General features: G+C 62.0%; 17 protein-coding genes and 1 pseudogene. 8 read left to right on the forward strand and 10 right to left on the reverse strand.

The features are described from left to right. The first annotated feature begins 459 nt into the window (after nucleotides 1–459). From ABI213_RS13280 to ABI213_RS13295, 4 genes are all read left to right on the forward strand, one after another. Complete coding sequence (locus ABI213_RS13280) at nucleotides 460–594, forward strand: hypothetical protein (protein WP_348027465.1); 135 nt, start codon at nucleotides 460–462, stop codon at nucleotides 592–594. 154 nt (nucleotides 595–748) lie between these two features. Further along, nucleotides 749–1,186, forward strand: coding sequence for a hypothetical protein (locus ABI213_RS13285; RefSeq protein WP_348027467.1), 438 nt, complete (start codon nucleotides 749–751; stop codon nucleotides 1,184–1,186). Between the two features lie 87 nt (nucleotides 1,187–1,273). Further along, complete coding sequence (locus tag ABI213_RS13290) at nucleotides 1,274–1,804, forward strand: DUF4188 domain-containing protein (protein ID WP_348027469.1); 531 nt, start codon at nucleotides 1,274–1,276, stop codon at nucleotides 1,802–1,804. A gap of 134 nt (nucleotides 1,805–1,938) precedes the next feature. Continuing rightward, nucleotides 1,939–2,373: an EamA family transporter gene (locus tag ABI213_RS13295; protein WP_348027471.1), complete on the forward strand. Its 435-nt coding sequence runs from the start codon at nucleotides 1,939–1,941 to the stop codon at nucleotides 2,371–2,373. A 6-nt stretch (nucleotides 2,374–2,379) separates the two neighbouring features. Here ABI213_RS13295 and ABI213_RS13300 read toward each other — a convergent pair whose 3' ends face one another. From ABI213_RS13300 to ABI213_RS13310, 3 genes are all read right to left on the reverse strand, one after another. Then, complete coding sequence (locus ABI213_RS13300) at nucleotides 2,380–3,777, reverse strand: 8-oxoguanine deaminase (protein ID WP_348027473.1); 1,398 nt, start codon at nucleotides 3,775–3,777, stop codon at nucleotides 2,380–2,382. 102 nt (nucleotides 3,778–3,879) lie between these two features. Then, nucleotides 3,880–4,344 (reverse strand): DUF4864 domain-containing protein, encoded by a 465-nt coding sequence (locus ABI213_RS13305; RefSeq protein WP_348027475.1) that lies wholly within the window; start codon nucleotides 4,342–4,344, stop codon nucleotides 3,880–3,882. A gap of 98 nt (nucleotides 4,345–4,442) precedes the next feature. Continuing rightward, the gene (locus ABI213_RS13310; RefSeq protein ID WP_348027477.1) at nucleotides 4,443–5,360 is read right to left on the reverse strand and encodes a YihY/virulence factor BrkB family protein; all 918 of its coding nucleotides are present in this window, start codon (nucleotides 5,358–5,360) and stop codon (nucleotides 4,443–4,445) included. A 300-nt stretch (nucleotides 5,361–5,660) separates the two neighbouring features. Here ABI213_RS13310 and ABI213_RS13315 point away from each other — a divergent pair, with 300 nt between their 5' ends. From ABI213_RS13315 to ABI213_RS13325, 3 genes are read left to right on the forward strand one after another with little or no spacing between them, the layout of a single operon-like run. Beyond that, nucleotides 5,661–6,038: a DUF4398 domain-containing protein gene (locus ABI213_RS13315; RefSeq protein WP_348027479.1), complete on the forward strand. Its 378-nt coding sequence runs from the start codon at nucleotides 5,661–5,663 to the stop codon at nucleotides 6,036–6,038. Nucleotides 6,039–6,050: 12 nt separating this feature from the next. Continuing rightward, nucleotides 6,051–6,962: an OmpA family protein gene (locus tag ABI213_RS13320; protein WP_348027481.1), complete on the forward strand. Its 912-nt coding sequence runs from the start codon at nucleotides 6,051–6,053 to the stop codon at nucleotides 6,960–6,962. 21 nt (nucleotides 6,963–6,983) lie between these two features. Then, nucleotides 6,984–7,565, forward strand: a complete 582-nt coding sequence (locus ABI213_RS13325) for a BON domain-containing protein (protein WP_348027483.1) — start codon at nucleotides 6,984–6,986, stop codon at nucleotides 7,563–7,565. Nucleotides 7,566–7,694: 129 nt separating this feature from the next. Here ABI213_RS13325 and ABI213_RS13330 read toward each other — a convergent pair whose 3' ends face one another. The 5 genes from ABI213_RS13330 to ABI213_RS13350 all read right to left on the reverse strand — a co-directional run bounded on the left by ABI213_RS13330 (nucleotide 7,695) and on the right by ABI213_RS13350 (nucleotide 11,105). After that, on the reverse strand, nucleotides 7,695–8,219 hold the full coding sequence (locus ABI213_RS13330; protein ID WP_348027485.1) for a dihydrofolate reductase: 525 nt from the start codon (nucleotides 8,217–8,219) through the stop codon (nucleotides 7,695–7,697). Beyond that, nucleotides 8,183–9,004: a thymidylate synthase gene (locus ABI213_RS13335; protein WP_348027487.1), complete on the reverse strand. Its 822-nt coding sequence runs from the start codon at nucleotides 9,002–9,004 to the stop codon at nucleotides 8,183–8,185. The genes ABI213_RS13330 and ABI213_RS13335 overlap by 37 nt, the downstream gene beginning before the upstream one ends. A gap of 36 nt (nucleotides 9,005–9,040) precedes the next feature. After that, complete coding sequence (locus tag ABI213_RS13340) at nucleotides 9,041–9,169, reverse strand: type II toxin-antitoxin system CcdA family antitoxin (RefSeq protein ID WP_348027489.1); 129 nt, start codon at nucleotides 9,167–9,169, stop codon at nucleotides 9,041–9,043. A 100-nt stretch (nucleotides 9,170–9,269) separates the two neighbouring features. After that, nucleotides 9,270–10,697 (reverse strand): FAD-binding oxidoreductase, encoded by a 1,428-nt coding sequence (locus ABI213_RS13345; RefSeq protein WP_348027491.1) that lies wholly within the window; start codon nucleotides 10,695–10,697, stop codon nucleotides 9,270–9,272. 12 nt (nucleotides 10,698–10,709) lie between these two features. Further along, nucleotides 10,710–11,105, reverse strand: coding sequence for a DUF2069 domain-containing protein (locus ABI213_RS13350; RefSeq protein WP_348027493.1), 396 nt, complete (start codon nucleotides 11,103–11,105; stop codon nucleotides 10,710–10,712). Between the two features lie 21 nt (nucleotides 11,106–11,126). Here ABI213_RS13350 and ABI213_RS13355 point away from each other — a divergent pair, with 21 nt between their 5' ends. Then, the gene (locus tag ABI213_RS13355; RefSeq protein ID WP_348027495.1) at nucleotides 11,127–12,374 is read left to right on the forward strand and encodes a YihY family inner membrane protein; all 1,248 of its coding nucleotides are present in this window, start codon (nucleotides 11,127–11,129) and stop codon (nucleotides 12,372–12,374) included. Between the two features lie 5 nt (nucleotides 12,375–12,379). Here ABI213_RS13355 and ABI213_RS13360 read toward each other — a convergent pair whose 3' ends face one another. Together ABI213_RS13360 and ABI213_RS13365 are read right to left on the reverse strand one after the other, a co-directional pair. Further along, nucleotides 12,380–13,339 carry a sensor domain-containing diguanylate cyclase gene (locus tag ABI213_RS13360; protein WP_348027497.1) on the reverse strand — a complete coding sequence of 320 codons (960 nt, stop codon included), beginning with the start codon at nucleotides 13,337–13,339 and terminating at the stop codon, nucleotides 12,380–12,382. 181 nt (nucleotides 13,340–13,520) lie between these two features. Further along, a pseudogene (locus ABI213_RS13365) lies at nucleotides 13,521–13,755 on the reverse strand (hypothetical protein); the annotation flags it as partial.

Here is a 13,755-nt window from a genome sequence, read left to right on the forward strand (position 1 = left end):
CCGGGCTAGCGTCGGGCCCTGTTTGGGCGCGCCTATTTGCGCAATGCAGTGCCTGTCAGGGTGGGCGTAGATGCAACGCCAGTCCATGCAATGGGGGCACTTTGCCCAGGCCCATAGGGTGCTGCGCTGGGCCATAATCGCTCGACAAAAGCGGGGGATTGAAACAAATCCCCTATAGCCAAAACAACTCACACGACCGCTAGTGACGGCGGTTCAGTCCAACATGGTTTATCTGCCGCGATTTACATCCTCGCCTTGGGCTGGCACCGTTGCGCGGCAGATAAACGCTGATTGTTAAACCTCATGTCACGAGTGCGCATTACGACCGTGGAAGATGCCTTTTCTATCGACGGGCGGGGGACTGTGGTTACCGGCGTTTGGTGCGACGAGGAACAACGGCTTCTTGTAGGCGCCATGGTTGAAGCTATTCGGCCGGATGGAACATCCTTTGAGACCTCTTTGACCGGCGTCGACCTCTTTACAAAGTGCTTTGGGACTTCTCGAAATATTGGTCTTTTGCTTGGCGAAGTGCGAGAAAAATCCGAAGTTCCTAGAGGAACAGAAGTTCGACTGATTGAGGTTGCTTCAGAATGAGCGCTCAAAGAAGCTTATTACTAGCTGGGGAGCGGGATGGGGAGGCGGAATTGAGGTTTAACTTGCCCGTCAACACGGACGCCTTGCGGCATCCGCCCGCGTTGCGGGCTCCTGGCGCAAGTCGCCGGTTACGTCTACGTTGAACGGCACAGGCATGGCTTACACGCTTCAAGCGATCGTCGCAAAGTCCGGCGCGGTGTCCGAGCTTCCGGAGAAACTCGAACTGATCGGCATCGGAGGCGGCATGGACTTGATCCCACTTGGCGCTGAAGCGCTGAAGGCGCACAACCTGCCGTTTTGCCCGCTGACAGATGAGGGGCAGGAATGCCTTCCTCTCGCGCTTTCTGATTTGTGCGAGCGGCTCAGTGCGCGGTGCGCGCTGGCCTATATCGAAGTCGAGATTTTTGGCGGTGCTGGAACGCAAGCTCACGCGCTCTTCTCCGATGGCAAGGCGGTTGGCCCGGTGGTCGTTTCTGACTCTGCGGTGAATCAAGCGCTCCGGTCCCTCGGCGTGCATAAAGGCGCCTCCGTCGATGAATTCGAAGCGGTGGGCCTTGGCCTGCAGCGCGACACGGACGACTGGCTCGCATGAGAATGCCGTTCAACCCTGCATTCGAGCGGACCTGCGCCAGCTACGCTGGCTGGTCCGCTCAATTTGGACGTTAGAGCGCAAGCCCCCATGATCAGACCTGAGCGATTTACGGCCAATCTCGAGGGGAATTACGTCGTGTTCCTGATCGGGATGCGGATCAACCATCCGTTGAAGATTCACAAGTGGTTGCCGGTCGTTCAGGCGATGCCCCGCATGCTGAAAGAGCTTTATCGGCACCCGGAGCTAGGCTTCCTGCACGCCGAATCTTGGTTCTCACGGACCACCATCATGGTTCAATATTGGCGTTCCATGGAACAACTGCTGTCGTATGCCAAGAACAAGGAATCCGAGCACTTGCCTGCATGGCGGTCCTTTAACCAATCGGTAGGCACCGATGGGACCGTGGGCATATGGCACGAAACCTACGCCGTCTCGCCCGGTAAGTATGAAAATATTTACGTCAATATGCCGCCTTTCGGTCTGGGCAAGGCTGGCACGTTGCAGCTGGCGTCGGGTGGCAAGCAGTCGGCAGAGGGGCGGCTACGCGCGGGTGAAAATACGCCCTCAACGGTCGTTCGAGCAGACTTGCCTTCGGCAAACGCTGAACCCAAACGTTGAGGCCGACCAGCAGCCTATAGATGATCGGCTGGCGGTGGCCCGGTTGCGGTGCCGGGGAGCCCTGCCGCCGCAGAGGCTATGGGCCGATGTAAAAAATCGGTAGCATTCCGGCCAGTCTCTTAAATGATTACGCCATGAACACATCTTCTGCCTGGTTTTACTGGGCTCTTCTGTCTGCCGTCTTTGCGGCCATGACGGCCATTTTTGCCAAAATTGGTATCCAGGGTATCGACTCTGACATGGCGACGCTGGTGCGCACGGCGGTGATCATTGTGGTGCTGTTTCTGTTTGTATGGTTTGCCGGCAAGTGGAGCAATCCGCTGCAGCTGCCCACCAAGACCTGGGTTTTTCTGGGCTTGTCGGGTCTGGCGACCGGCGCATCCTGGGTTTGCTACTTTCGGGCACTGCAGATCGGCGAGGCATCCAAAGTGGCACCGGTGGACAAGCTGAGTCTGGTGCTGGTGGCCATTTTTGCGTTTGCTTTTCTGGGCGAGCGGCCCAGCCTGCGCGAGTGGAGTGGCATTGCCATGGTGGCCGGCGGCGTGCTGGTATTGGCGATCAAACGCTGATGTCGTTTACCGCGGCGCGGCCAGCTGCAGCGCCAACTGGTTGTGCCGCTCCACCAGCGGCCCCAGCTCCAGGGTGCTGAGTTGGCCTTCGCGCACCACGACGCGCCCGTTCACCACCGTGTAGGCAGCTTGTGCACTCGCGCAGAGCAGCAGGCTGCCGACCGGGTCGTGCACCGCGCCGCCAGCGAAGCCCAGCGTGCGCAGGTCGAACATCGCCAGGTCGGCGCACATGCCGGGTGCCAGGTGGCCGATGTCTTTGCGACCCAGCACCTCGGCGCCGCCGCGGGTGGCAATTTCCAGCACATTGCGTACCGTCATCTCTTCCGGGCCATGGTCGCAGCCGAAGGGTTCTAGCGACCTACCCACACGTGCCAGCAGCAGCGCTTGCCGGGCTTCGTTGACCATGTGGGCGGCATCGTTGCTGGCGCTGCCGTCTACGCCCAGGCCCACGGGCACACCGGCGTTGATCATCTTGCGGATGGGGGCGATGCCGCTGGCCAGGCGCATATTGCTGCAGGGGCAATGGGCCACGCCGGTGCGGGTGGCGGCGTAGAGGCTGATGCCTTGCGTATCCAGCTTGACGCAGTGGGCATGCCATACGTCGGGGCCGAGCCAGCCCAGGTCTTGGGCGTATTCGGCGGGGGTGCAATTGAATTTCTCGCGGGTGTAGGCGATGTCGTGGTCGTTTTCGGCCAGATGGGTGTGCAGCCGCGCGCCCAAGCTGCGGGCTAAGGCGGCGGATTCGCGCATCAGGTCACGGCTGACGCTGAAGGGCGAGCAGGGGGCCAGGGCCACCTGGGTCATCGCGCCATGGGATGCGTCGTGGTAGCGGGTGATGAGGCGTTGGCTGTCTTGCAGGATGGCGGCTTCTGGTTCGACCACGCTGTCGGGCGGCAGGCCGCCCTGGCTGGCACCGACGCTCATGCTGCCGCGGGTGGCGGTGAAGCGCATGCCGATGTCCAGCGCGGCGGCGATGCTGTCGTCGAGCTGCACGCCATTGGGGTAGATGTAGAGGTGGTCGCTGCTGGTGGTGCAGCCCGACAGCAGCAGCTCGGCCATGGCGACCTGGGTGGAGACGTGGACCATCTCCGGCGTAAGTCCGGCCCAGATCGGGTACAGGCCGCGCAGCCAGCCAAACAGCTCGGCGTTTTGCACCTGGGGGATGGCCCGCGTCAGGCTCTGGTACATGTGGTGGTGGGTGTTGACCAGGCCGGGAATGACCAGGTGGCCCGTGGCATTGATGACCTCGTCGGCGCTGTGCAGCAGGTCTGGGGGTAGGTCGGCGGCGGCGCCTAGCGACTCGATTTTGCCGTCGCGGATGAAAACGTAGCCCTGGTGGAGTTCGCGGCGGCTGTCGTCCAGTGTGGCAATGCAGTCGGCGTTGTGGATCAGCAAAGTGGGCATGGCATGTTTCGGAAAGTGTGGTCCGAATATTACATGCCAAATCGTGCTCTAGCGCATATTTAACATGCGCTAGCAGCTATGAAAAACGTAGTGCAGGAGGTTTCAGGCCATGCGCCCGTTGGTGCCCTGTACAAAGCAGCCGGTAATGCGCCACTGCTTGTTTTTTTGCCGCTGCAAGGTGTAGACGGCCAGCCAGGCGACGCCTTCGGCATCGGACATCTGTACGGGTTGCACCACCATGTCACCGTCGCGCTCGGGTTGCATGAAGGCCACGGAGGCGGGGCGGTACACCACGGCGTACTGGCCGCGCACCATGGCCATGAAATGTTCGGCCGAGGCGACGGATTTGCGCACATTGGGGGCCGCGTATGAGAAGGCTTTGACCGCATCGTCCGCAGCAAAAGCGGCCAGTTGGGCCTGGATGACTGCGCGCACGTTTTTGACCTCTTGCGTGCTCAGCGGCGCGGCCAGGGCCGATACCGACAGCAGCAGTGCCGCCAGGGCGGTGGCGAGGCTGCGCCAAAGGGGCAGGGTCAGGGCCAAGGGGGAGCGGGGAAGTGTGTGCATGGCAGCCCATCCTTTCAAAAATGCCACGGTGTGGCGGCGCGTCACCAGAACATGCTGGCCTGTCTATTCTCATCCTGCGGCAGCAAAAAGCCAGGGGCTTAAGGCGATAACTGCGGGCGATGTGGTGCTATTTCTGGCGCGGGTTCTACCGAGCCTGCAAGGCCCTTGCGCGAGCCAAATGCGTTGGCATAGCACCAGGTGAATTCGGCCCCGATCAGGAAGATTTGCGCCGAGTAGTACACCCACACCAGCATCACCACCAGCGACCCGGCGGCACCAAAGGCCGAGGCTACGCCGCTGCGGCCCACGTACAGGCCAATCAGCGACTTGCCTACGGTGAACAGCAAGGCGGTGACGGTGGAGCCAATCCACACGTCCTTCCACTCCACCTGGGCCCGGGGCATCACTTTGTAGATCAGGGCAAACATCGCCGCGACCAGCAGGAAGCTGCCCACGGCATTGATGGTGGCGGCCACCACCAGCCATTCGCCAAAGATGGGCTGCAGCCAGCGCTCGGTGGTGGCCAGGGCCGCGCTGACCACCAGCGACACGATCAGCAAGAAGCCCATGGCCAGAATCATGCCGAACGACAGCAAGCGTGCCCGCAGCATGCTGGCCCAACTGCTGGTGGGTGCCACCGGGGCGCGCCAAATGCGGTTCAGCGCGTTTTGCAGCTCGCCAAAGACGCTGGCCGCGCCAAAAAACAGCAGCCCCACACCCAGGGTGGTGGCCGCAATGCCTTCGCTGGGCTGGCGCACGCTGGCCAGCAGGCCCTGTACCGCGCTGGCACCCTGGTCACCCATGAAGCTGCGCAGTTGCTCGGCGATTTCGCCCCGTGCAGCCTCTTCGCCAAATACCAGACCGGCCACCGAAATGGCGATGAGCAGCAGCGGTGCCAGCGAAAACATCGTGTAGTAGGCCAGCGCAGCACCCATGCTGGGGGCGTAGTCGTCCACCCAGGAGATGGCGACTTGCTTGATCAGATTCCAGTAAGGGGCGATTTTGTGCAAGAGCATTTATCGATCATGGACCAGCCCCATGCCTGCATGTAGCGGTAGCCATGCCTTCGGTGTGTCGGATGTTGCCTACGCGGGGTGGCTTACCCGGCCTGTAGGAGGATGCCGATTGTGTGTGCACTACCCCGTCCTACTTGGGCTCGCGTGGCTGTCTGCTGGGCTGGGTACGGGGTATTTCATACATTAATTCCACAGCAAGATTTCCCTTGAAGCCTGCTTCACCTCGGGAATTCGGAATGCTTAGTTTGATTGCCACGACCCGCCCAGCGCGCAGGTCTTTCACTTTATATAGGAGACTTTATGACTAAAAACACATGGGCCTTAGGCCTGAGCGCCACCGCATTGGCATTGCTGGTGGGCTGCAGCAGCATGAAAACCCCCGCTACGGCGGACGTGGCAGTGTCTAAATCAGCGGTAGACAGCGCGGTCAGTGCCGGTGGAGCGGAATTTGCCCCACTAGAGATGGAGTCGGCCCGCACCAAGATGGCCGCCGCCAACAAGGCCATGGCCAATAAGGACTACAAACTGGCCGCCAGCCTGGCCAATGAAGCCCAGGCCGATGCCAAGCTGGCACAGGGCAAGGCCAATAACGCCAAAGCCCAAGCCGCTGCCGATGCGCTGCAAGACAACCTGCGCGTTCTGCGCGAAGAGCTCGACCGCGCTAGCAAGACCAACTAATTCAGGACACAAATGAAAAATCTCTACACCACTCCCCTCGCTCTTGCCGTTGCCGTGCTTTTGGGTGCCTGCAGCTCCATGCCCACCAACACCACCCTGCTGGAACAGACCCACAGCGACTACCGCATGGCCCAGGCCAGCCCTAGCGTGAACCGCTATGCGCCGCTGGAACTCCAGCAAGCCGGTGTTGCCCTGGCCCGCGCCGATGCGTCCGCCAATGACAAAGACAAGCCTGCCAAGGTCGATGAACTGGCCTATCTGGCCAAGCAAAAAATTGCGCTGACGCAAGAGGTTGCCAGCCGGAAGATGGCCGAAGCCGAAGTGCTCGCAGGCAGCAAGGAAGCCGACCAGTTGCGCCTGCAGCAGCGCTCGAACGAGGCCGACGCGGCCAAGGCCAAAGCCGCCGAAGCCCAACAGGCCGCCCTGATGGCCCAAAGCGATGCTGCCGATGCCCAGCGCAAAACCGACGAAGCCCGCCGTGTCGCCATGGAAGCGCAAACCCGCAACATGCAGCTGGAAGCCCAGTTGGCCGACCTGGCCGCCAAGAAGACCGACCGCGGCATGGTCATCACCCTGGGCGATGTGTTGTTTGGCACCGACCAGGCGCGCCTGACCCCCGAAGGTATGCGCACCGCCCAGAAGCTGGCCGATGTGCTGCAGCAAAACCCGCAGCGCAAGGTGCTCATCGAAGGCTTTACCGACAGCACCGGCAGCAGCGCGCATAACCAAGAGCTGTCGGACCGCCGGGCTGAGTCTGTGCGCACCGCCCTGGCCGGTATGGGCATTGGCAGCGACCGCGTCGCTACCAAGGGCTACGGCGAAGGCTACCCCGTGGCCGCCAATGACACCGCCCAAAACCGCCAGATGAACCGCCGCGTCGAGATCGTGTTGTCCGACGAAAACGGCAAGATCGTCCAACGTTAACTTTTCAGCAGGAGAGTCCTTATGAAGAAGACACCGTATGAATATTTCGCCGCCATTGCTTTGGTGAGCGCCATGTCCTTGTCCATTGTGGCCTGCAGCAAGCCGGTTGAAACCGCGGCTAGCGGACCTGCGGCCAGCACCACCGTGGGCACCGAGATTGACGACACCGTAGTTACGGCCAGCGTCAAGTCGGCCCTGCTAGCCGATGCCGATGTGAAAAGCGTGGACGTGAAGGTTGAAACCCGCAAGGGCGAGGTCATGCTCAGCGGCTTTGTGGACAGCCAAGCCCAGATCGAACGCGCCACCGCCATCACCAATGGCGTGGCCGGGGTGAAAAGTATCAATAACAAGATGGCCTTGAAAACCGCCGACACCACCGTGGGCAACAAGGTGGACGACGGCATCGTCACCACCCGCGTCAAGGCTGCGCTGCTCAACGATGCCAGCATCAAAAGCCTGGATATTGGCGTGGTAACCCGCAAGGGCGAGGTGCAGCTCAGCGGCTTTGTAGACAACCAGGGTCAAATCGACAAAGCCATGGAAGTCGCCAAAGCCACCGAAGACGTGAAGGCCGTGAGCAACGAGATGAGCATCAAGAAGTAGGCTTGGGGGGCGTTGCGGCGACCCCCATCTTTGCCGCCCCTGGGTCGTTCCAGCGGCGGCTTTTTTATATGCTTTTTAGGCCTCTGGCGCAGGTGCTACCTGCGCAGGCAGCTATCAAAAATATAGTTTTCAGCGTTGGCGCTGGTAGCGTACAAAACTGAAGCCCAGCCCCGTGCTGCTGGTGTGCGCCTCGCGGCTGGTCTCGGTCCATGCCGCGTCGAAGTTCGGGGCGAACGCATCGCCTTCAAAAGCGCTGTCGATCTCAGTCACCACGGCCGACTGGGCCAGTGGCAGAGCTTGTGCGTACATCTCGGCCCCGCCAATCACCCAGGCATCGCTGCCTGCCGGGCACAGCGCCGCCGCCTCGGCGATGGACCTGGCCCGCAGTGCGCCCTCGGCCAACCAATCGGCTTGCCGCGTTACCACGATATTGATGCGTCCTGGCAGTGGCCGAAACCGTGCAGGCAACGAATCCCAGGTTTTGCGCCCCATGATCACCGGGCAGCCCAGCGTGGTGCGCTTGAAATGCGCCATGTCTTCCGGCAGGTGCCAGGGCAGAGTGCCGTTGATGCCAATCACGCCGTTGGCGGCGCGGGCGAAGATGAGGTGCAACTGCGTCATACCGCCACCGGCGCTTTGATGGCGGGGTGGCATTGGTAGTCTTGCACCTCAAAGTCTTCAAATTCGTAACTGAAGATGTCGGCCGGTTTACGCAAGATGCGCAGCGTGGGGTAGGGGTAGGGCGCGCGGTTGAGTTGCTCGTTCACCTGGTCCACGTGGTTGCTGTAGATGTGGCAGTCGCCGCCCGTCCAAATGAAGTCGCCCACCGCCAGGTCGCACTGCTGGGCCACCATATGGGTGAGCAGGGCGTAGCTGGCGATGTTGAAGGGCACGCCCAAAAAGATGTCGGCGCTGCGCTGGTAGAGCTGGCAGCTCAAGCGGCCATCGGCTACATAAAACTGAAAGAACGCATGGCAGGGCATCAGCGCCATCTTGTCGAGATCGGCCACGTTCCAGGCGCTGACGATGATGCGGCGGCTGTCGGGGTTGGTCTTTAGCGTCTTGATGACTTCGGCGATCTGGTCAATGTGGCCGCCCGGATTTTCAGGGGTTGGCGTGGGCCAGCTGCGCCACTGCACGCCGTAGACCGGGCCCAAATCACCGTCGGGCCGGGCCCATTCGTCCCAGATGCTCACGCCGCGCTCTTTGAGCCAGTTGTTGTCGCTGCTGCCGGTCAGGAACCACAGCAGTTCTTGGATGATGGAGCGCAGGTGGACTTTCTTGGTGGTCACCAGGGGAAAGCCCTCGTTCAAATCGAAGCGCATCTGGTGGCCAAAGACGCTGCGTGTGCCGGTGCCGGTGCGGTCGGTTTTGGGTGTGCCGGTGGTATGCACCAGGCGCATGAAGTCTTCGTATTGGGAGCGGACGGGGCGATTCATTTCGGGGGGGCGAGTAAACGTCAAATCGGTCTATGTTTAAAAGGTGCGGTACTGCGCCAAAGGAAGACCTTCGGTCGCAATGCGAGCGTTGTAGTAGTCGATGGAATTCTTGTTATCGGCGTTCCAGACTTCCCGGTCGATGCATTTGCCTTCCGCGGTCTGCATAGCATCTCTTGCTTGCCCCGCGTTAATGACGCGACCGTGGGAAATTGCCAGCGTTTGGGTGTTATTCCCGGAGGTCGGGGCATGGCGAGTGCGCGTCATTTTAAAACCCGGCGTTTGCCACCTGCACTACCCGGCCAGGATTCATCAGGTTCTGCGGGTCCAGGGCTTCCTTGATGCTGCGCATCAGGTCCATTGCCACGGGGGATTTGTAGTGTTCCAGGTGGGCCACTTTCAGGCTGCCCACGCCGTGCTCGGCCGAGATGGAGCCGCCATGCGCCACCACCGCATCGAATACCAGGGTGTTGACGCGGTCCTCCCGGGTGCGCAGAAATGTGGCGGCATCACCGTCGGCGGGGGCTTGCACGTTGTAGTGCAGGTTGCCGTCGCCCAGGTGGCCGAAGTTGACCAGCCGCACGCCGGGGATGTGCGCGGTCAGCAGGGCATCGGTGCTGCGCACAAACTCGGGGATGCGGGACACGGGAATGGAGATGTCGTGCTTGATATTCAGCCCTTCTTCGGCCTGGGCCATGGAGATGCTTTCGCGCACATGCCACAGGGCGTGGGCCTGGGCGATGTTTTCGGCCACCACGGCATCGGTCACGCAGCCTTGTTCCATGGCCAGCTCCAGCAGGTGCTCGAAGCGGTCGCGGGCGTGGGTTTCGGACTCGCTGTCCGAGTTCTCCAGCAGCACGCACCAGGGTGTATCGAGGTACAGCGGCACGCGCTGCTGCGGGTAGTGCTTGGCCACCAGGCTCAGTGCAAACTGGCCCATCACTTCAAAGCCGGTCAGCCCCGCGCCCAGGTGCCGGTGGGCCAGCCCGAGCAGGGCCACGGCGTGGTCCAGGCTGGGCACGGCAGCCCAGGCGGTGAGCTGGGCGGCGGGCTGGGGCACCAGCTTCATCGTGGCGGCGGTGATGATGCCTAGCGTGCCTTCGCTGCCCACAAACAGGTTGCGCAGGTCGTAACCGGTGTTGTCTTTGCGCAGACCACTTAGGCCGCTCCAGATTTCGCCGTGCGCAGTTACCACCTCCAGGCCCAGGCAGAGTTCGCGGGTGTTGCCGTAGCGCAGCACCTGGGTGCCGCCCGCGTTGGTGGAAAGGTTGCCGCCAATGGTGCAGCTGCCTTCGGCGGCCAGACTCAGGGGGAACAGAAAACCGGCTTTTTCTGCCGTGTCCTGCAGGTTTTGCAGGATGCAGCCCGCTTCCACCGTCATGGTGAGATTGGCTCCATCGATCTGGCGCACGGCATGCATGCGCTGCAGGCTCAGCACGATCTGCGTGCCCGAGTCGTCCGGCGTGCTGCCCACCACCAGCCCGGTGTTGCCGCCCTGCGGCACGATGCTGACACCGGCGGCGGCGCAGGCTTTGACGACGGCTGCCACCTCCAGCGTGCTGCCAGGGCGAACCACGGCTAGGGCCTTGCCGCGGCTGCGCTTGCGCCAGTCCAGCTCGTAGGCGCTGAGGTCGCCGTCGGTGAGCACGTGGGTTGCGCCCACCGTTTGGCGCAGCGTGTCGATCAGGTCTTGCATGGGAAGTTTCCTTTAAGCCGGCACGGCGGCGGCCTTCGCATTCTTGAAGCGCAGCCGCACATGCATGGCGCAGGCGACGAACAGGGCCACGCACAGCAGGGCCTCGCCCAGCGCGTACCAACGGCTGGGCGCCGCATCGCTGTAGGCCCGCACCACGCCTTCGGTAAAGTACAGCCAGACCATCAGGCTGACCCAGCGGTAGGTGTACATGCGGTTTTTCAGCAGGCCGATGAGCGGGATGCACAGCGGCACGGCTTTCAGCGCCAGCACCACGCTGCCAGGGCGTAGCGGAGCCAGCACTAGCTCCCAGGCCAGGCTGAGCGCAATCAGGCCCAAAAGGCTGCAGACGGCCAGGGCGCGGGTCCAGGAGACAGAGTGTTCGGTAGTGGGGTTCGAGAGGGAGGTCATAGCGATGGCATCATAGCGGCCATGTCTTTGTCCCTTGCCACTCTTTCCCAACGCTTTGACCAGTTCCTCAAAGACCTGTCCTGTTTCCCTTGGAGAACCACCGCCCACACCCTGCGCGAGCGCTTTCGTGAGGACCAACTGGGCCTGACGGCCAGCAGCCTGACCTTCACGACCTCGCTGGCGCTGGTGCCCTTTTTTACCGTGGCGCTGGCCATCTTCACCGCCTTTCCGATGTTCAGCAAAGTGCAGGGCGTGCTGCAAAAGTGGTTGATCCAAAGCCTGATTCCCGAGAGCATTTCCCGCCAGGTGCTGGGCTACCTGACCCAGTTTGCCAGCCAGGCCAGCAAGCTGGGGGCGGCGGGCTTGGCCCTGGTGCTGTTTACCGCGCTGGCGCTGATCTTGACCATCGACCGCACGCTGAATGCCATCTGGCGCGTGCGCCGCCCCCGGCCTTTGGGCCAGCGGGTGCTGATTTACTGGGCCGGTATCACCCTGGGGCCGGTGCTGCTGGGGGCTAGCCTGGCGCTCACGTCGTACCTGATCTCCAGCTCGCAAGGCGTGGTGGATGGCCTGCCTGGCGGGGTGCGGCTGCTGTTCAGCCTGTTGCAGATGGCCTTGTTGTCGGCGGGTATGGCGGCGCTGTACCACTACGTGCCCAATACCCGGGTGCGCTGGGCACATGCCTGGTCGGGTGGGGTGTTTGTGGCCGTCAGCATCGAGGTGGCCAAGCGCGTGCTGACCTATTACCTGGCGGCGGTGCCCACGTATTCGGTGGTGTACGGCGCCTTTGCCACGCTGCCTATCATGCTGATCTGGATCTACCTGGCCTGGGTGATCGTGTTGCTGGGTGCGGTGATTGCGGCTTACATGCCCAGCCTGTTGGAAGGTGTGCCGCGCCGCTCTACGGCCTACGGCTGGTCGTTTTTGTTGGCTATTGAGGTGCTGCAGCACCTGCATGCGGTGCAAGCCCGGGGCGATAGAGGCCTGAGCATGGCCCAGCTGGCGCAGGCGCTGCAGGTCGATACCCTGCAACTGGAGCCGGTACTGGCTGTCCTGGGCGGGCTGGACTGGGTGGGGCGGCTGGACGAAGCCGATCCGCTGGACACCACGGCCCCGCCCCGCGACCCGCGCCTGCTGCTGCTGGTGAATCCCGACACCACGCTGCTGCTGCCGCTGGTCGATCAGTTGTTGCTAACCCCGGCTCCGGCGTTAGAAAATTTATGGAAAAACAGCGACCGGCGCAGTATGTACCTGCGCGATGTGCTATGAAATGGCTAGCGTATCAGCCCTGCGTGGGATACGCTGGTGGGCGCTAAGCTGGCAGGGGCCGATTCCACCCGGTTGCGGCCCAGGTGTTTGGCCCGGTACAACTGCTTGTCCACCGCGTCCAAAAATTCCGCCATGCTGGAATCCGCCCCGGGAATGGCCGTGCCCACACCCAGGCTGGCGGTGAGGTGCGCTAGGGGCGAGCCCTGGTGGGGAATCTGTAGCTGGGCGACCAGGTTGCGGCAACGTTCGGCGATTTTCAGGGCGGCTTTTTCGTCGGTTTCGGACAGCACCAGTACAAATTCCTCGCCACCGTAGCGGCCTACAAAGTCGCGCGACCGGGTGGCTGCCGAGGCCAGGCTCTGGGCTACCAGCTTGAGGGTGTCGTCGCCCTTGAGGTGGCCGTAGTGGTCGTTGTAGGGTTTGAAAAAATCAATGTCCAGCATGATCACCGACAGGGGTTGGCAGTTGCGCCGGGCGTTGCCCCATTCGATCTCCATGATGGAATCGAACAGCCGCCGGTTGGCAATGCCGGTCAAGCCATCTTTGAAGGACAGCTCTTCCAGCTCTTTTTGCAGGGTGATGAGTTTTTCTTCGGTTTTTTTGCGTTCGCTGATGTCGAACATGAAGCCCACCAGCGCCTCCACCTCGCCGTCTTTGCGCACCACGTGTACAACGTCACGGATCCACACGTAGCCGCCATCCTTGGTCAGGGCGCGGTAGTCGGCCTCGTGGTCCACCCCGGCCTGGGACTGGCTGACGCAGAAGTTGAAGGTCTCTTCGCGGTCCTCGGGGTGCATACGGTCGGCCCAGTCTTGCGCGCCCACCCAGCTCTCGGGACTCCAGCCCAGCAGCTCTTCAATTTGCGGCCCGATGTAGGTAAACGTCAGGGTCTTCCAGTCAATCTTCCAGGGAATGGCTTTGGTGGATTCGAGCAGGGTTTTGTAGATGGAGGGATCAATGTCCATGGGGCAGTGCAGGCGCTAGGGTAGGGGGCCTGCAGCTTACCGCATCCGTGTGAACGTGTAACAAGTTGTGCTGCTTCCCATGGACCGCGTGCGGCCCTCTCTGTAGCACCGAAACGATTTGAAGGAAAAAGGCTGCGAGCGCATATTCTCCCTGCGCGGGCAGCTACAAAAAGAGGAATTTTTAAACCGTTGGGCCGGCCACGGGCGCAGCGGGCATGGCATGCAGGTCGGCGCGCCGAAACGGTTTTTCATGGGCCGCTAGGCTCAGCGCCAGCCGGGTCACGATGTCATGCGATTTGGACGGTGCGGCTTGTACCGGCATCACCGCCAACCAGCCCAGCAGCGCCAGCAGTACCCAGCGGTGCGGGCGTGGATTGGATGCGGCCAGGTTGCGCGACATGCGCCACAGGGTCCAG

Source organism: Rhodoferax sp., from assembly GCF_039922535.1.
Taxonomy (GTDB): Bacteria; Pseudomonadota; Gammaproteobacteria; order Burkholderiales; family Burkholderiaceae_C; genus Rhodoferax_B.